The 16,740-nt window shown below is 70.1% G+C and carries 21 protein-coding genes; 6 read left to right on the top strand and 15 right to left on the bottom strand.

The annotated features are described in order from the left end of the window. Positions 1-3: 3 nt before the first annotated feature. The 13 genes from AC6CKD_RS34030 to AC6CKD_RS33970 all read right to left on the bottom strand — a co-directional run bounded on the left by AC6CKD_RS34030 (position 4) and on the right by AC6CKD_RS33970 (position 11,175). On the bottom strand, positions 4-834 hold the full coding sequence (locus AC6CKD_RS34030; RefSeq protein ID WP_498332673.1) for a helix-turn-helix domain-containing protein: 831 nt from the start codon (positions 832-834) through the stop codon (positions 4-6). 600 nt (positions 835-1,434) lie between these two features. Continuing rightward, on the bottom strand, positions 1,435-1,704 hold the full coding sequence (locus AC6CKD_RS34025; RefSeq protein WP_498332672.1) for a DUF6296 family protein: 270 nt from the start codon (positions 1,702-1,704) through the stop codon (positions 1,435-1,437). Positions 1,705-2,228: 524 nt separating this feature from the next. Beyond that, a complete protein-coding gene (locus AC6CKD_RS34020) occupies positions 2,229-2,384 on the bottom strand; it encodes a DUF6131 family protein (RefSeq protein ID WP_389695098.1) in 156 nt (51 codons plus the stop codon). Between the two features lie 565 nt (positions 2,385-2,949). After that, positions 2,950-4,167 (bottom strand): anhydro-N-acetylmuramic acid kinase, encoded by a 1,218-nt coding sequence (locus AC6CKD_RS34015; protein WP_498332700.1) that lies wholly within the window; start codon positions 4,165-4,167, stop codon positions 2,950-2,952. Between the two features lie 35 nt (positions 4,168-4,202). After that, a complete protein-coding gene (locus AC6CKD_RS34010) occupies positions 4,203-5,531 on the bottom strand; it encodes an MFS transporter (RefSeq protein WP_498332698.1) in 1,329 nt (442 codons plus the stop codon). 284 nt (positions 5,532-5,815) lie between these two features. Then, the gene (locus tag AC6CKD_RS34005) at positions 5,816-6,574 is read right to left on the bottom strand and encodes a restriction endonuclease (protein ID WP_498332671.1); all 759 of its coding nucleotides are present in this window, start codon (positions 6,572-6,574) and stop codon (positions 5,816-5,818) included. A gap of 89 nt (positions 6,575-6,663) precedes the next feature. After that, positions 6,664-6,837: a CsbD family protein gene (locus tag AC6CKD_RS34000; RefSeq protein ID WP_498332670.1), complete on the bottom strand. Its 174-nt coding sequence runs from the start codon at positions 6,835-6,837 to the stop codon at positions 6,664-6,666. Positions 6,838-7,345: 508 nt separating this feature from the next. Next, positions 7,346-7,615: a GlsB/YeaQ/YmgE family stress response membrane protein gene (locus AC6CKD_RS33995; protein ID WP_498332669.1), complete on the bottom strand. Its 270-nt coding sequence runs from the start codon at positions 7,613-7,615 to the stop codon at positions 7,346-7,348. A gap of 392 nt (positions 7,616-8,007) precedes the next feature. Then, positions 8,008-8,274, bottom strand: coding sequence for a DUF4235 domain-containing protein (locus AC6CKD_RS33990; protein WP_498332668.1), 267 nt, complete (start codon positions 8,272-8,274; stop codon positions 8,008-8,010). Next, positions 8,271-8,687, bottom strand: coding sequence for a DUF3618 domain-containing protein (locus tag AC6CKD_RS33985; protein WP_498332667.1), 417 nt, complete (start codon positions 8,685-8,687; stop codon positions 8,271-8,273). The genes AC6CKD_RS33990 and AC6CKD_RS33985 overlap by 4 nt, the downstream gene beginning before the upstream one ends. Beyond that, entirely contained in the window at positions 8,684-9,100 is a 417-nt protein-coding gene (locus AC6CKD_RS33980; RefSeq protein ID WP_498332666.1) for a phage holin family protein, read from the bottom strand. The genes AC6CKD_RS33985 and AC6CKD_RS33980 overlap by 4 nt, the downstream gene beginning before the upstream one ends. A gap of 523 nt (positions 9,101-9,623) precedes the next feature. Continuing rightward, positions 9,624-10,670 carry a YihY/virulence factor BrkB family protein gene (locus tag AC6CKD_RS33975; protein ID WP_498332665.1) on the bottom strand — a complete coding sequence of 349 codons (1,047 nt, stop codon included), beginning with the start codon at positions 10,668-10,670 and terminating at the stop codon, positions 9,624-9,626. Between the two features lie 112 nt (positions 10,671-10,782). Continuing rightward, positions 10,783-11,175, bottom strand: a complete 393-nt coding sequence (locus AC6CKD_RS33970; RefSeq protein ID WP_498332664.1) for an ATP-binding protein — start codon at positions 11,173-11,175, stop codon at positions 10,783-10,785. A gap of 310 nt (positions 11,176-11,485) precedes the next feature. Here AC6CKD_RS33970 and AC6CKD_RS33965 point away from each other — a divergent pair, with 310 nt between their 5' ends. Continuing rightward, entirely contained in the window at positions 11,486-11,851 is a 366-nt protein-coding gene (locus tag AC6CKD_RS33965) for an STAS domain-containing protein (RefSeq protein WP_498332663.1), read from the top strand. Between the two features lie 288 nt (positions 11,852-12,139). On the opposite strand, the gene AC6CKD_RS33960 is transcribed toward AC6CKD_RS33965, so the two are convergent. Beyond that, entirely contained in the window at positions 12,140-12,547 is a 408-nt protein-coding gene (locus AC6CKD_RS33960; protein ID WP_498332662.1) for an ATP-binding protein, read from the bottom strand. 407 nt (positions 12,548-12,954) lie between these two features. Here AC6CKD_RS33960 and AC6CKD_RS33955 point away from each other — a divergent pair, with 407 nt between their 5' ends. The 5 genes from AC6CKD_RS33955 (at position 12,955) to AC6CKD_RS33935 (ending at position 16,047) form a co-directional block, all read left to right on the top strand. Further along, complete coding sequence (locus AC6CKD_RS33955) at positions 12,955-13,299, top strand: STAS domain-containing protein (protein WP_498332661.1); 345 nt, start codon at positions 12,955-12,957, stop codon at positions 13,297-13,299. After that, positions 13,299-13,982, top strand: coding sequence for a response regulator (locus tag AC6CKD_RS33950; protein WP_498332660.1), 684 nt, complete (start codon positions 13,299-13,301; stop codon positions 13,980-13,982). Before AC6CKD_RS33955 ends, AC6CKD_RS33950 begins: the two co-directional genes overlap by 1 nt. Further along, positions 13,979-15,121, top strand: a complete 1,143-nt coding sequence (locus tag AC6CKD_RS33945) for a PAS domain-containing sensor histidine kinase (RefSeq protein WP_498332659.1) — start codon at positions 13,979-13,981, stop codon at positions 15,119-15,121. The genes AC6CKD_RS33950 and AC6CKD_RS33945 overlap by 4 nt, the downstream gene beginning before the upstream one ends. Next, on the top strand, positions 15,118-15,552 hold the full coding sequence (locus AC6CKD_RS33940) for a response regulator (RefSeq protein WP_498332658.1): 435 nt from the start codon (positions 15,118-15,120) through the stop codon (positions 15,550-15,552). The genes AC6CKD_RS33945 and AC6CKD_RS33940 overlap by 4 nt, the downstream gene beginning before the upstream one ends. 207 nt (positions 15,553-15,759) lie before the next feature. Beyond that, positions 15,760-16,047: a hypothetical protein gene (locus tag AC6CKD_RS33935; RefSeq protein WP_498332657.1), complete on the top strand. Its 288-nt coding sequence runs from the start codon at positions 15,760-15,762 to the stop codon at positions 16,045-16,047. A 291-nt stretch (positions 16,048-16,338) separates the two neighbouring features. Here the strand turns inward: AC6CKD_RS33935 and AC6CKD_RS33930 are convergent, their stop codons facing one another. Further along, a complete protein-coding gene (locus tag AC6CKD_RS33930; protein WP_498332656.1) occupies positions 16,339-16,692 on the bottom strand; it encodes a PRC-barrel domain-containing protein in 354 nt (117 codons plus the stop codon). Positions 16,693-16,740: the final 48 nt, after the last annotated feature.

The raw sequence follows: 16,740 nt of genomic DNA, 5'->3' as shown, positions 1-16,740 counted from the left end.
CAGTCAGAGCTCGGTGGACGCGGTCAGGCCGGCCAGTGCCCCGGGCGTGCACCCGGCGAGAGCCTGGACATCGCGGTGGAGATGGGGCTGGTCGGCATATCCACAGGCCACGGCGACGTCGCCGGCGCGCTCGCCGGCAAGGAGCGCCCGGGCGGCCTGGTCGAAGCGGACCAGCATGGCGGCGCGCTTGGGAGTCAGGCCGACCTGGGAGCTGAACCTGGCCCAGAGCCGCTTGCGGCTCCATCCGCAGGACGCGGCGAGCTCGCCGACCCGCACTCGACCCCGGCCCGCCACGATGGCGTCCCAGGCGGCGGCGACCTCGGCCGCCATGGGCGGGGCGCCTGCGGCCCTGCGCCTGAGGAATCCGTCCGTGAGCGCGAGGCGTTCCTGCCAGGATCCGGTGTCGGCCAACTGCTCGCGCAGCAGCCGAGCGTGCCGCCCCCAAAGGTCCTCGAGTCCGGTGATGGAGCCTTCCAGCTCAAGCGGGGAAACCCCCAGCAGGCCATAGGCGGCCCGAGGGGACAATGCCACCTCGACGCATTCGACGCCCTCACCGCGGATACGAGTCGGACCTGGCGTCAGGGAGGCGACGAGACCCCTCAGCGGCCGGTACCCGGAGGCGCTCTCCACCGTGAGCGGGCTGGCTCCGAGCCCGATGACGACGATCACGGCGGGCTGCGGCAGCACCCGCAGGTCCAGCCCGCCGGCCATACGGTCCCGGAACCCGACCATCCGTACACCCGCGAGAGAGTTGCCGTGCAGGGGGCGGGCAACCTCCCAGCGGTCGTGGTCAGTGCGGTCCGGGGGCGCGTCCCCCGCGTCGTCTCTGGGCATGCCTCCAGGCTCTCTGAAATGACAGGCATTGTCTTGGACGAAAGTTCCGCGGCCGTACCGGCGGATCGGGCTCAGGGCGGATGCACAGCCTCAGGTCAGGAGCGTGCCGCCTCCGCAGATTCACTGACCAGCGACAGATGCCGAACAACTCGCAGCCCTCGGCAGAGCTGGGCATCGACGGGGCTGCGTAGAGGCGGTGACTCGTACAGGAGCGCTGCCGCTGCCTGCCCTCACGTCGCGTACGCCACGATCAGCCGATTCGCGGCCCCGGGAAGGGCTGGCAGTGTCTCCCGTCATCGTGCGCAGCCAAGGGGTCACCCCGCACACCCACACCCACACCCGCGCCACAGCGCCAGCCGACCACAGACCCGGCCCGCCCCGGCCCACACGGCCCGCGCCCAGGACGGCACAGAGAACCCGCCCACGGCGCCCCGTAGCGGACCGCGCTCCTGGACACCATCGGGGCTCAGGAGGCCCAGGACGACACCGTCCTGTTCGCGGTGCGGGTCCCTGGTCACTGAAGCCTGCTCCTGAACCCCAGGCCGAACGACCGAACGTGGTCCTTACCCAGCGGGCTACGGAAGCCGGCCAGGTGACGGATCACCGGGCCGAAGGCCGGGCCGTGACGCCGGGAGCCGGTTCCTGGCCGGCCCCGGTGGCCAGCACGCGCACTTCCGACCGCTCGCTGATCTCCGCCTGGATGATGCCCGTGGCGTCCTCGTAGACCGGGTGGCCTCCCGGCCCCGTCCGGTCGGTGACGGTCACCCGTACGACATCCGGGCCGCCCTGGGTCGTGCTGGGGAACACCAGCTCGTACGCACGCCGCACCTCGTCTCCCGGCTCGTCCGCCACCGGATCCGTTTGTCCCATCACCCTCTCCCCTCTGTGCCGGTGCCGCCGTGGGACAGTCGCAATGAGTCCTTCCATTTCATCCTCCCCCTGCGATGCCGCGCCGACCACCGAGCCCTCGGCCATGGCCCGGCGCCGGCAGTCGTGCCTCCCCCAGGAGCCAGTGGAGGAGAGCGGTGACCTCGCGGACGTCACCTTTCCGCGGTGGTGCGTTGGTACAACACGACGGCGATGCGGCCGTCGTCGTGGGTGGCGACGCCCGCGGCGTGAGGTTCAGCCGGTCGCTGTGGGGCACGCGGCCCGGGCCGCTGAGCACGATGTCGGTGAACCGGCCGCCCCGCACGATGCACTCCCCACCCGGTCTTCAGGCCGCCGTCGTCCAGGACCGGATCCCGGACACGTGTAGGTGGAAGCCTTCCAGCGTGAGCAGCGGGTGCGGGTATGCGACCGTCCGTACGCAGGGCCCGGGGCGCGGCTGCCGGTCCTGTGCTGCCGGGCCTGTCGGCGGCCATCCGACCCCTTCGGCACTGCCGTGGCGCAAAGGGTTACCAGTAGTGGCGTCGTCCGCCGACCGCATGCCCGACCGAGCCCAGAATCCAAAGTACCGCGCCCACCACGAGCAGAATGATCCCGAGGGTCCACAGAATGGAGATACCAGTCAGGAATCCGATGAGCAGGAGGATGAGTCCGGCGAAAATCATGGTGGCCTCGTTCTCGTGTCGGGAATTCGACGAAACGATTTGATCCGCAGATCGCGTGTACCCGCGAATTTCCCCCTTACGCCGGCTGAATGGTGGTATTCGCCTCCCAGCGCTCGATCGACCCGCCCTGTTTCACGGTGTCTGGATCGCGGGTAGACCGGCGACGACGTCGACACGTTCGAGCGTGTGGCCTGGCGGCCCGGAGGAGGGGCCGCGCCGATCCTCGCGGACTGCCTCGGACCACCTCGGCTTCCTGCTCGAGCCCGCGGATCAGAGCCTGCCCGGGCAGCGCGACGTGCCGCCCCTGCTCCGGTTCAGATTGCCTGGTTGCCTGAGCGGTCGGCCAAGGTCAAGCCGTGGAAGGTGGAGTCGACCGCTCCGCTTCCTCCGCACGGAGCCGGGCGCCTCTCGCCGCTCGGTGAGACCGCCCCGGATCCCGAACGGCTCGGCGACCTTGAGCGCGGCGCGACCCCTTCCCGTCTGGCTCGTCCGACGGAGCTCAAGCAGCGAGCCGGAGGTGCGAATGCCGCAGGCGTGTGTCCCTCGCACGATGGGCGTGTCCTGCTCACCGGGCCGTGCCCGGGGCGCGGACGACCAGGCGGTCTGGCGCCGTCGCCAGCGGTGCGGGCAGGCTCCAGCCCGCCGCGCCGGGTGTGAGCGAGCCGAGGACACTCGGGTGCCGGGCGCCGGTGCAGGAGGGGAGGGCCGCGGGCAGACCGTGCGCGCCGAGCCAGCCCAGGACGGCGAAGGCGTATGCCTCCTTCGTCCCGGACGGCAGTCCGAGCTCGTCCGACGTCCGCAGCGGTACGCCCGCGGCGCCCCCGCCCAGTTCCTCCCGTAGCCACCGCATCAGCACCGGGTTGCGGGTGCCGCCGCCCGACGCGATCACCTCGGTCGCCCCGAAGGGCCGGACGGCGTCGGCGACGGTCCGTGCCGTGAGCCGGGTCAGGGTGGCGACGACGTCCTCGGCAGGCAGCGGTCCGCAGGTGTGCAGCGCCGAACGCAGATAGGGCAGGTGGAAGAGTTCCTTGCCCGTCGTCTTCGGTGCGGGCAGGGCGTAGTACGGCTCGTCCAGCAGTTTCCGCAGCAGCCCCGGGTGCACGGTCCCGCGTGCGGCGAGCACTCCGTCCACGTCCATGGACCGTTCCTGGCCCGGGGCGCCCCCCTCCGAAAGCTCCCGCACCGCGACGTCGATCAGCGCGTTGGCGGGACCGGTGTCGAAGGCGAGCGGTGCGCCGCCCGCCCCGTCCGCGACCACCGTCACGTTTGCGATGCCGCCCAGGTTGAGCGCCACGGGGACGCCCGGCCGCCCGCGGAGCCACATGACGTCGAAGACGCTCACCAGGGGCGCGCCCTGCCCCCCGGCCGCCACGTCCCGCGTGCGGAAGCCGGAGACGACGGGCCGGCCCGTGGCTTCGGCGATCCAGGCCGGCTCGCCGATCTGGAGCGTGCCGTGCACCCGGCCGCCTTCGGCCCAGTGGTAGACGGTCTGCCCGTGCGAGGCGATCAAGTCAGCGCGCCCGTCGCACAGTTCGAGGTCGGCCCGTACGGCTGCCGCGGCGAAGGCCTGTCCGATGCGCGTGTCGAGTCTGCACACCGTGGCCAGATCCGTCGCGGCGGGTGGCAGCGCCCCGGCCAGTGCCGCCCGCAGACCGTTCTCGTACGCGGTACTGATCATGCCGAGCGGCGTGAGCACCAGCGTGTCCCCGTCCAGGGCGAGGTCTGCGGCGGCCGCGTCGACGGCGTCGTACGAGGTACCCGACATCAGCCCCACCACGCGCAGGGCCCCCGCCCCGCGGACGCCCACCGGCGCCCCGCTCACCGCAGCGTCCGCTCGTGGTCGTCGCCCCGCAGGGTCAGCAGCGCGGCCACGCTGACCGCGCAGGCGGCCGCGGCGTAGTACGCGGGAATGTCGGCGTCCCCGGTCCACGCGACGGCTCTGGTGATGATCAGCCCCGCGCATCCCGCGAACACGGCGTTGGACAGCGCGTACGCCAGCCCCAGCCCCGTGTAGCGCACCGCGGTCGGGAACATCTCGGACAGCATCGCAGGACCTGGTCCGGCCATCAGCCCGACGGCGGCCCCCGCGGCGAAGAGCGCGGCCCCCTTCGCGTGCACCGGCGCACCCGCGTCCTGGACGAGGTTCAGCAGCGGCATTGCGAGCACGGCCACCAGCAGCGCTCCCGTCAGCATCACCGTCCGCCGCCCGAGCCGGTCGCTCATCGCGCCGGCGGGCAGGATGGTCGCCGCGAATCCCAGGTTCGCCAGCACGGTCGCCACGAGGGCCTGCTGGAACGTGGCGTTCAGCGTGTTCTGGAGGTAGGAGGGCAGGACCACCAGGAAGGTGTACCCGGCCGCTGACCAGCCCATGACCCGCCCGGCGCCCAGCGCGACGGCCCTGACCGTCTCCCCGGCGGGCGGTCGCCGCGGGGGTCCGCCCGCCGCAGAGACGGCCGAGACGAAGGCGGGCGTCTCGTCCAGACGCACGCGCAGCCACAGTGCGGCGAGCCCGAGCGGCAGCGCCAGCAGAAAGGGCACCCGCCAGCCCCAGGCGTTCAGCTCCGAGGGGGTCAGTACGGTCGCCAGGAGCGCCGTCGTACCGGCGCCCGCGAGCAGACCGAGCGAGACCGTGAACGACTGCCACGCCCCGTACCGCCCCCGGCGGCCCGGCGGCGCGCTCTCCGTCATGACCGAGACCGCTCCGCCGAACTCCCCGCCCGCCGACAGCCCTTGCACGATCCGCAGCAGCGTCAGCAGCCACGGCGCGGCCGCGCCGATGGTCGCGTACGTCGGGAGCGCGCCGATGAGCGTGGTGGCGCCGGTCATCAGGCAGATGACCAGGACGAGCGTCGACCGCCGGCCGATCCGGTCACCGAGCCGCCCGAACACCGCCGCCCCGACGGGCCGGAAGAAGAACGCCAGGGCGAAGGAGGCGTACGTCTTGACGAGCCCCTCCACCGCGCTGCCGCCCTCGGGAGTGAAGAAGTGCGCCGCGATGACGGTGGCGAGGTAGCCGTAGACACCGAACTCGTACCACTCGATGAAGTTGCCTACGCAGCCGGCGAGCAGCGCCCGGCGGGAGCCAGACCGCCGGGCCTCGGCTGCGGCCGCAGATGAGAGGACCGGTCCGGGAGCGGGTGAGAGCATGAAGGCAAGCCTGCTGAGCACGTGGCCGCTCCACAAGTTCCGTCCGCCATCTGCCGTACAGGGCATTGGGGCGGGGAGGCGTACGCGACACGTACGTGACACGAACCGCCGTATACGAACCGGCCGGGGCGACTGCGGCCTGCACAGCCCCGGAAAGCATGATCAGGCCATCTCACACGCCCGACACCCCGCCCGGCCGGCCGGCTGCCCACGGATGAGCTGGTCACGGCCAGGGCCAGCAGAATGCCGATCCTCGAGGACGCAAGACGAGACGGTCCAGCTCGTCAGGCGGTGGACACACGGGCGGATGCGTCGCGGCTGTCCGATTCCCAGGGCGGCGCCACGGCCGACTCGGTCCAGGCGGCCAGGGCTTCGCCGTCGACACAGACAATGCCGCACGCGGCGGCGTACTCGAGTGCGGGCGTGGTGTAGGAGCTCGTGGTGACGACGATCGCCACGTCGGCGCCGTGCACGGCGAAGCAGGTACCGCCGAAACGCTGCAGGTCCTGCGAGCCGACGCGATGGGTGTCGGCGTAGTGCTTGCACTGAACGACGACGCGCCGTCCGTCCGGGGTCGTGGCGATGACGTCGGCTCCCAAGTCGCCCGCACCGCCCACCACTTCCACAGGCGTGCAGCCGTCACGCGCACACAGCGCGGCTATCGCGTGCTCGAAGCCGTCGGCGTCGGCCGCGGCATGGTCCAGCGCACCGGCACCGACGTCCGGCACCTCTCCGACGGTGGACACGTCCGGTACCGGCGCCACCTCGATCGAGTGCGGATCCCTGTGCGGGGCCGGTATGGGCACCGGAGGGGCGGTGAAAGGCCGCCGGACGGGCGACACGCTCCACTTGGCCAGCGCCAACCCGACCACGAGGACCACCGCGCAGGCGACGGGTACGGCCCAAGCGGCCGCGGCGGTCTTGAGGAAGACGGCCAGGCCGCCGACACAGATCCCCGCGAGCCCCACGGCCAGCACCACATCACGCCCGAACGGCGCGGAACCGCCCCCGGCCTTCCTTCTGCCTTCCCCCGGCAACGTCATGCGGGAGCCCTCCCTCGATCGGTTCGGACGCACCGCGGTCCCGGACCCGTCGGGCTCCGGGACCGCGGCGGTGGACGCCGGGCGTGCGATCAGTGCTTGAAGACGTCCTTGATCCTTTCCTTGGCCTGGCGGGCGTCGCCCTTCGCCTGCTCGGCGCGGCCCTCGGCCGTCAGTCGCTTGTTGCCCACCAGGCGGCCGGCCGTCTCCTTGAGCTTGCCCTTGGCCTGCTCGGTCTTGGCCCGGCTCTTCTCGTCGTTCGACACAGCTGATCACTCCCTGAGGGACGGGGAACTCTTTTCCCCTCCTCATCTGACCCGGATCGCGGCCCGCAAACACACAGGCGGACCGCCCCGGTAGGCGTCGGCATGGTGATGCGCCTCCCTCAGATAGGGCTCCGCCCCGCACCTCATCAAAAAAACGCCCGGCGTACGCAGAGCGTGCGGGAAGCGGGCTTCGAGGGCTTGACGCAGGAGCAGCAGGCCCGGGTCCCACCCAGTACGGCGGGTCAGACGGGTGTCCGCCCGCGGCGGGTCGACGCCCGGCAAAATCATGAGGCCCGCGGGCAATCCGGACAAGGACAGAGCAGCACTGGACAGGGCGCCCGTGCCTCTGGTGCCACCGCGGCCCCCGTTCGAGCCGGCGCCCCGTAGGGCCAGTACAGCGCGCCGCCCGCTCACCGGCACCCAGCGGGGGACGGCGCGTTCGGGGATATGCGGAACGGCTCCGCCTCTCCCGAGGGCGGAGCCGTTCCGTACGAAGGGGCCGCGCCAGTCAGGCGTGGCGCCTGTTGCCGGTGACCAGCCGGTAGACCACGAGGAGGATGAGGGAGCCGACGATGGCGGCGATCCAGGTGGAGAGCTCGAAGAAGCCGTCGATGGAGTCCACGCCGAATATGACCTTGCCGAGCCAGCCGCCGAGCAGACCGCCCGCGATGCCGATGAGCATGGTGATGATGATGCCGCCCGGGTCCCTGCCCGGCATGAGCGCCTTGGCGATGATGCCCGCGAGCAACCCTATGAGAATCCAGGCCAGAATGCCCATGATGCGTCTCCTGCCTCGGTGTATAAAGCTGGTGTCAGCGAGCGTCTGCGCCGTGCGGAGATTTCCAAACGTCCCTGGCCATTGATCATTTCCCGCTCCCCAGACGTGGTCCGGCGTCCGGTGCTGCGGCGCGTACGGCGGGGGCCGCGCTCGACCCGAGTCGCGATCGACCCCGACTCACGGTTGATGTCGAGCCGGACATCCGGCAGGTTCCTGAAGCTCTGGAGGAATATCAGCCGATCACACCCCGGCAGCAGCCGGCTGGTCCGAGTTTCCAGCCTGATGGTGCGCCTGCGGTGGAAGGTTCCCGATGCACGTCCTGCCATGAGGCCCTCGCCGCTCCTGCTGGTGAGCCTGATGGCCGGCGATCTCATTACCGGACAGCGGTTGATCTACCCCGGCCAGGTACCCGTGATCCGCCGGGTCGCGACGGCCCCGGACCGGTCCACGGCCGCCTTGACGACGGCGAAGATCGCCCCCTGGAGGGCGGCGGCTATGAGGATCTCCTTCCACGAGCGGTCCTCATCGGTGGCATCCGGGGCGTCGCCTTCCCCTTCGATCACCTTCCAGGCCTGCTTGAACGCCATCCCGGCGAGCATGCCGCTTGCCGCCCCCAGTGCCAGCCCGACCGGCTTGTACGCGACCGTGGACGCCTTCACTTGCGCCCCCGGCCGCGACGCACCAGGAGGATGACGATCAAGGCCGTTGCGATGGCGATCAGCGGAGTGCGGTTGGCCCGTGCCCTGGTGGCAACCCGGCCTGCTTCGTCGAGTACGGGATCCGGTGTCTTGTCCTTCACGAAATTCGCGGCCTGCTCCGTCATCGCGGACGTCTTCTCCATGGCTTGTGCCGTGAGGTCATGGGCTTGAGCCCTGACGTCCGCCACAACGTCCCTGGCTTGAGCCTTTACGTCGGCGGCCTTCTCCTTGGCCTGGGCCTTGACGTCGGCCTTGGCCGCAAGTGCTTCGACGGTCTGGCCGAGCTCATCGCGCGTGTGCTCGATCCGGTCGCGCAGTTCCTCGGACGAGGGGGTCGAGCCGTTCTTGTGGGGCTGGTTCGGCTGGTTCGTCATCGGTGGGCCCTCTCCTTGATCTCGGCCACATCGGCCTTGACGCTGTTCACGGTCTGCTCGGGCACGGGTGGGGCGGCTCGTGCGAGCTGCTTCTTGCCGGCCATCGCCAGCACCGCGGCGATCGCGGCCAGTACGGCGGCGGTGATCAGGGCCGACGCCCATACGGGGAGTACCAGAGCCATAGCTGCTATGGCCGACACCACCACTGCCTGCGCCACCAGGACGCCGAGCAATGCTCCGGCGCCGACCAGACCTCCGCCCGTCCCGAACCGTTTGCCCTTCTCGCCCAACTCCGCCCGGGCGAGCTGCATCTCCTCGCGGACCAGCTCGGAGATCTGTTCCGATGCGCGTGAGACCAGCACGCCCACCGATTCGTCCGCGGTGGGCGGCCGCCGTTCAGTTGTACGGCTCACGATCCATTCCCTTCCTCATGGCCTACCGCTCAGGCTTGATGGCGCCGGGGAGGAAGCCATCGGCCCTTGCCGGTGAAATCCGGATGACCGGTGGCGTAGTACGTGCCCAGCTCCTCGCGCGAAAGCAACTCCTCCGATAGGCGGAGGACGGCAAGGGGCATCGCCCCTGCCGCCCCTCCATTTCCGATGCCTCGCAGCGGACGGCGTCGCCTTCCGTTGGTTTCCCGCCTGCCCCTGTCCCGGCACACCATGCCTGCGTCACTACAGAAGACTCCGCACGGCAGTTGCCGGTGCCTGGCATCAGTCGGTATCGAGGCCATCGCTCAGGCGGTCGCCTCGGTTGAGGGCGCTGCGCGTGAGCCTCGGCCACACCCGTGACCACTCGGCTCGACCGCTCCGCCCCGGACGGACCACCCCGCGTGATGGGTACCCGCTTCTGGCTGCACCGCCTTCGACCGGTGGTCGAGGGGGCAGAGGAACCGGCCTTGCGGGCCGGGCCGGTCTTGCGACGAGTGCTGGCAGGTCAGTGCTTCATCCGGCGGTGGTCGCCGTCGGTCCAAGCACGGGTGTCGCGGGGTTCGACGTAAGGTTCCTCGTCCTCGGGCATCCCGCCTGCGATCGCGCGCTGGCGGACCATCTCGGCATCGAACTCCAGGCCGAGGAGGATCGCGAGGTTGGTGATCCACAGCCAGACCAGGAACACGATCACGCCGGCGAGAGTGCCGTAGGTCTTGTTGTAGGAGGCGAAGTTCGCGACGTAGAACGCGAATCCGGCCGAGGCTGCCATCCAGATGACCAGCGCCAGGAAGCTGCCCGGCGTCACCCACTTGAATCCGCGGCCCTTCGCGTTCGGGGCGGCCCAGTAGAGAATCGCGATCATGATCGTGACGAGGAGGACCAGCACCGGCCACTTCGCGATCGACCACACGGTCAGAGTGGTGTCCCCAACCCCCAGCGCGGTGCCCGCCTGCCGGGCCAGGGAGCCGGAGAAGACGACGATGAGCGCACTGGCGCAGGCCAGAACCATCAGCGCGACGGTGAGGACCACGCGCAGCGGGAGGACCTTCCACACGGGGCGGCCTTCGGGCATGTCGTAGACGGCGTTCGACGTACGGATGAACGCGGCGATGTAGCCGGACGCCGACCAGACCGCGACGATCAGGCCGACGACCGCCAGGAGCGAGCCGACCCCGGAGTGGCCCTGGAGCTGCTGCACGGCGTCGCTGACCACGTCCCTGGCCGAGCTGGGAGCGAGTTCCTGCAGATTGTCCAGGACCTGCTTCGTCGCCGACTCCCCGGCGATGCCCAGCAGTGACACCAGCACCAGCAGGGCAGGGAAGAGCGCCAGGACCCCGTAGTAGGTGAGCGCTGCGGCGCGGTCGGCGAGTTCGTCGTCCTTGAACTCCTGCACAGTGCCGCGCAGCACCGCCTTCCATGACCGCTCCGGCAGCTCGGTTGGCCCGTCGGGCGCCCGTTCCTCGACCTGCCGGTCCGGTCCCGGCGTGCTCTCGGGGCCGGCTTCCCCGCGCTTGTCGTCCTCACCTGGGCCTGGCTTCGATGTACGTGTCATACCCTGCGCCTTTCCAGCGCCGCCTCACTCATGTCAGCGAGAACGCGCCGACCATGTCAAAGTGGCGCACCCTGTAACCGAGAGGGTGTCGGGCAGGACGGCTGGCCGTGGTTCAGGGGATGGCCGGGAGCGGAATGAACGCTGTGATCGTCTTGCCGTCCCCATAGGGTCGGATCTCCGTATGGACGGCAATCCGGTTGACCAGCTGCCAGCCGAACCCTCCCGGCACATCGACCGGTGTTTCCGGCGTGCGAGGGAACATCGAGGATCTGTCCGACACTTCGACCGCCACACAGCCCGCGAGAGACCGGACGCGGAAGTCGCTGACGCCACCAGCGTGGCGGTCCGCGTTGGAGACCAGCTCGGAAACGACCAGGAGCACGTCGTTCGCCAGGTGCTCCCCCACGTCGCTCGCCGCCAGGACATCGCGGGCGATCGACCGGGCGTCCTCGCACCTCAGACCGGCCCTGCGACGTGACGTATCCGGCATCGCCTCTCCCTCCACGAACTCGCTTCTTCCCCTTCTCGCCCACTAAACCCACCTAGACATCCGCCTCGCACCCCCGCCCGCTCGGCACGACCGTCGTCGACAGCGAACGGCAGGTGCGCACGGGACGGAACGGGAAACGGGTGACGGCCCTCTTCGTCGGCTCCGAGCGTGGTCGCATCAGAGCGGCGCCACAGAAGGGGTTGATCACCGGCTCCTTCTCCGCCCTCGCTGGTTGCCCCGACCGTGAAGGAACGCGCATACCGGTCCGAGACGCGGGCATCCGCACGATACCGAGCCGATGTGATCGTGAAGACAAGGAGTGTCCGTGCTGCCCTTTGACGTGACCGAGAGCGGTGTGCTGATCATCCGACTGCGGGCCGACCTGGATATCGCCGGCCGGGCCGCGGCCGCTTGGGCGATCGACGCATACCTCGCTGCCCATCGGTCCGCACCCGTCATGCTGGAGCTCTCCGACGCGCCGCTGAGTACCGCCGCGGTGAGCACGGTCGTACGGACCGAGCGCATGTGCCGCTCCACAGGCGCCCCGCTGGCCGTCGTCGTGGCGACCACCGAAACTCGCCGGGCGCTGGAGGCGCAGACGGGGGCCGAGGGACTGGCCATCCGATCCACCCGCCCCCTGGCCGCCGCCGCGCTCTCGGCTGCCTCGGCCGCGGTCGCCACGGCAGCGTGATACCGGGCACCTGGCCCGGCCGGGGGCTGGCGAAGCCCTTCCCGCCACAGGCACGCGCGGCGTCGCACGTGATGACGTAACGATTGGCCGAGCCTCACTGCCCGCGACGGCTTCGAAGGCCCGGGCGCGGTGAGACAGCTAGGCGAGGCGAGGCCGACTTGGAGCCCAGCCGACCGATCGCACCACGCCGGTTCCGAGCGAATACGCACGCCGGGGCCGTCTTCGGACTGTCCGGCGCCGCCGGCGTAGGCCATGACGATGCTCCTCACGCAGACGGAGCGCGCACGCTTACCAGGCCAGTTCCGCGCGGACGGTTTTGCCGTCGTGGTGGAGGAAGACCTGCACATCGCAGGCGAGTCGCTGGACGATGGACCATCCGCGACCGCCGTGGAGGTCGGGGGTGCGGGGGGCAGGAGTTCCGTGGCCCGTGTCCCGCACGGCGATCTCGATCCGGTCCCCCAGCAGGGCCAGGCCAAGGACCAGGGGGCCGGGGGCATGGCGGACCGCGTTCGTCACCAGTTCGGAGACGACCAGCAGGACGTCGTCGTGAAAGGTGGGACCAGCGGGCGGGGCCTGATCGTCCAGAAACGCGGAGGCGGCATCTCGCGCCGCGGCGATGCTGCCCGAAGCACCGTCGAAGTTCATGCACACCTGCTTCGGGCGGGCATCGTGATCCGTGACCCTCGGGAGTTCCATCGCGACTCCCCCTTCCCCCTGCGCGGTCCCTCACCGATCAGGTGAGGCCCGCTGCCGCTGACCCACTGCGCCAACCACGATGACCCCGCGGCCCGTCGCGCTGCCGGACCCTGGTCGCGTGAGTTCTCTGAGACAGAATACCTATCCCCTTCGTACCGTTCAGGCATTCGCATCGTCCTGCCGTCACAGGGCCGGCGCCCCGTTCCTCCTCCGCCCAAGTGGCGTTTCCCCGTGCACGGTTGCGCTGATCCGTCGGTGTGGCTGACTGGTTCCTTCGAGCATGTGCGGCCATTGCTCGGTCCAAATGGCGCCCGTCGGCCTGATCGGGTATTCCTTCTAGTGCAAATTCACTACTCTCTAGTGGTGTCTGTTGCCCAGACAGGGATTGTCGTACGAGGGGGTCGACCGTGACGGGTCCGGTGTTCGCGATCACGACTGTGCTTGATGCCGATGGATGTGCCCTGCGGTTGATCGGTGCGTTGGATCTGGATGGGACCGCACAGTTGCGTACCGCTCTCGCCGTCTGCTTCGCGCGGCGGCCGGGCCGTGTCGTGCTCGACCTGAAGAGCCTGCGCTTTTGCGACTGCGCGGGATTGAACGTGCTGCTGGAGGCCCGGGTGACGGCCGGTAGGGTGGGCAGCGAGCTGTGCGTGGTGGGCACCCGCACGCAGGTGGCTCGACTGTTCTCCGTGGCGGGCGTCGACAAGTGGCTCGCCGACACCGTGCCGCGTCTACCCCCGAGGACCGTGTGATGTCGTCGAGTCCCCACAGCGCCCTGGGCACCGTGCCACGCACCGACAGCGGTCGTATCAGCATCCTGCTGGTCGAGGACCACGACATGGTGGCCGAGGCAATCCGGCTCGCGATGGACCACACCGACGATCTGGTGGTGGTCGGCCGGAGCCTGTCGGTCCAGGACGCTCTGACCGATGCCGCGCGGCTGCGTCCTGCCGTGGTGGTGCTGGACCGGCGTCTGCCCGACGGTGACGGGATCGACGCCATCAGCCCGCTCAAGGCCGCGGCCCCCGGCGCCCGGGTCCTGGTGCTGACGGGGGAGGCGAGCCCGGCCGTGGCCGCCCGCGTGGCTGAGGCCGGCGGGTCGGGACTCATCCTCAAGATCGGTAACCTGCGTGAACTGCAGGACGGTGTGCGCCGGGTGGCCGCAGGTGACGTGGCCTTCAGCGAGGGTCTGCTCGGCGGGGCACTGGATCGGCTGACCGGTAGGACCGCCGATCTGGGCGCCAGGCTCACCCCGCGCGAGCGGGAGACCCTCAGCCTGTTGGGCGACGGTCTGGGCGCCGCCGAGATCAGCCGGCGGCTCGGCGTGGCTGTCAACACCGCCAGGAACCACGTACAGCGCGTCCTGGAGAAGCTCGGTGCCCGCTCCCAATTGGAAGCGGTCGCCGTGGCCCGTCGCGAGGGCCTGCTGCCATGAGTGGAACGAGCACCGCCGAAGGCGGCGGCCCCCTGGCCCCGACGGAGACCGCGTTCACGCTGCTGGTCACCAGCGTCGTGGACTACGGCATCTTCATGCTCGACCCCCAGGGACACGTGTCCACCTGGAACGCGGGTGCCGAACGCATCAAGGGTTACAGCGCCACGGACATCATCGGCCAGCACTTCTCCGTCTTCTACCCGCCCGAGGACATCGCCGCCCGCAAACCCCACTGGGAGCTGGAAGCAGCCATCCAGGAAGGCCGCCTGGAGGACGAAGGCTGGCGTATCCGCAAGGACGGGTCCCGTTTCTGGGCCAACGTGGTGATCACCCCGCTGTTCGGCGCCACCGGCGAACTGCGCGGCTTCGGCAAGGTAACCCGCGACATGACCGAGCGTCGTGCCGCGGAGCAGGCGCTCACCGAACGCCGCCGCCTCTTCGCCCACCTGGTACAAGCACAGGAGGTGGAGCGCCGCCGTATCGCCTGGGACGTGCACGACGACTCCATCCAGGCCATGGTCGCGGTCGGCATGCGGCTGCAGCTCCTGGCCGAGCGTGCCGGGGAGCCGCACGCCCGCGAGCTCTCCGAACTCGACGCGTCGGTACGTGAGGCGGTGGGCCGCCTGCGCAATCTCACCTTCCGGCTCCAGCCGCCGGGCATCGACCGGCACGGGCTGATCGAAGCCTTGTCTCAGCACCTCAACGACGTCGTGCTCGGCAGCTGGGGCCTCGAGACGTCCATCGAGCACACCCTGGCGAACGAGCCGGCTCCCGAAACCGCGATCACCATCTTCCGCATCGTGCAGGAGGCGCTGCTCAACGTACGCAAGCACGCCGGAGCGCGCACGGTGCACGTCAGTGTCACCACCGAGAATCAGGGCCTGCTCGTGCGGGTCGTGGACGACGGCACCGGGCGGGCCGCGATCACCCGCGGCCTGAACGAACATTTCGGGCTGATCGAGATGCGCGAGCGGGCCGAGACCGCGGGCGGCTGGTGGACCTTGCGCAGCGAGCCGGGCACCGGCACCACCGTGGAGTTCTGGGTGCCCGACCTGCCCACCGCCGCGCTCGACGAACCACTGCCCGGAGCCTCCGCCAAGAGCTTCGACTCTCACACCGCCTCCCCGAGGCCGTCATGACTCAGCCCGCCACGCCCCCGCGCCCCCTGCGGGTACTGATCTGCGACGACAACGACACGCTTCGCGCGGCCCTGGCCGACGTCGTCCGCGCCCAGCCCGACCTCGCCCTGGTCGGCAGTGCGGCCGATGCCGATGAGGCAATCGCTCTTGCTCGCACCCACCGCCCGCACGTCGTGGTACTCGACGTGCGTTTCCCCGGTGGGGGCCCGTACACCGCTCGGGAGATCGTCCGCAGCGTCCCCGGCGTACGCATCGTGGTGTTCTCCGCCTACGGCGACCAGGGGCCGCGCAATGAGATGGCTGCCGCCGGCGTCGCCGGATATCTCGTCAAGGGCATCGCCAACGCCCGGCTGCTGGACGAGATCCGGACCCTGGGAGCGCAGGCCCTTGCCTCGCCAGCCTTCTCGGCCGAGGAAACGTCCGGCAGGTAACACCGCCGGGCGGCAACCCAGCAGGGAGTCGGCGCGCGCGGAGAGGAATGGCGTACTTCCCGCGCCAACGAGGTGACGGATCGCGAACTGGCACGGCTCAACGTCTGAGCTGCGGTAGCGCGGGTACACGAGGACAACTACGCCCCGGCCCTCGCGACCTGAGTGTGAGGGCCTTCGTACGTTCCCGTTGCACGAGGAGATGCCTTCATGAGCAACACCACCCCGGTCCTGGCCACCCCTTGCCGGTCGGTGCGCGCAGCCGCCCGTACAGCCGCCGGTCTCCCGCATTCGGCGCTCGACGCGATGCTGGACGCCGCCTACGAGACGCACCGCCGGTTCCAGCACGGCGCGTTCGCCGAGCCTTGCCCGACCTGCCACGTCTCGGCGGGCGAGTTCTGCCTGGCGCGACGCAGTGTGCACGCTGCCCGCCGGCTGGCGCACCGCGCCCGGGAAACACGGAGCGAGCTGGGCTTGCCTCCGTTCACAGCACGATGACCCGCGCGACGCGTGGCGCAGCAGGAACGAGCAGCCACCCACCGAGGCCCCGCGCAGCACACACCGTTGAGGGCACGCTCTGACAGACGCCGGCCGCCTCCTGGCCGAACTCCGCACCGGCGCCGCACCAGGTAGACGCTGCCGGGCCAGTGGGCCCGCTGCCCAGTTGGCCGGTGCTGAGGCAACACAGCCACCCACCCGCTCCGTGTCGCCGGAGGGGCGCAGCAGCAGGGCGGGGACGACAGCCTGTCGCTGTCGTCCCCGCCCCGGAGTGCTTGGTGCCCGCGCGTGTTACAGGCGGTGCGGGCCGTCGTAGTAGCCGCCGACCTGGCGGTGGTAGTCCGCATCACCGAGGTGCTCGTCCTTGTCGAACTCCGGAGCGTTCTTGATCTGTTCCTTCGTCCGGTCGACATAGATCTTCTCGTCGTTCGCGTCGATCCGGCTGATCGTGCCCGCGGGCAGCAGGACCTCCTTGCCGAAGATCCACGGACCGGTGTCGACCACGATGTACGAGGAGCCGACTTCATCCGAGTGCTTGTCGACCTTGCCGATGGAACCGTCGGTCGCCTCGACCTTGTACCCCGTCAGATCCGACCCGCCCAGACGCCCGGCGGTCTCGCGGTAACCCCAAAAATTCTCCGTCATGCGAAAAACAACTCCTCCGGTCAATGGAGACGGAAGGAAAGGAAAGTC

It is taken from the genome of Streptomyces sp. GQ60, from assembly GCF_059758875.1.
The sequence above is the reverse complement of the archived record's forward strand: the minus strand, read 5'-3'. Positions and strand labels throughout refer to the sequence as shown.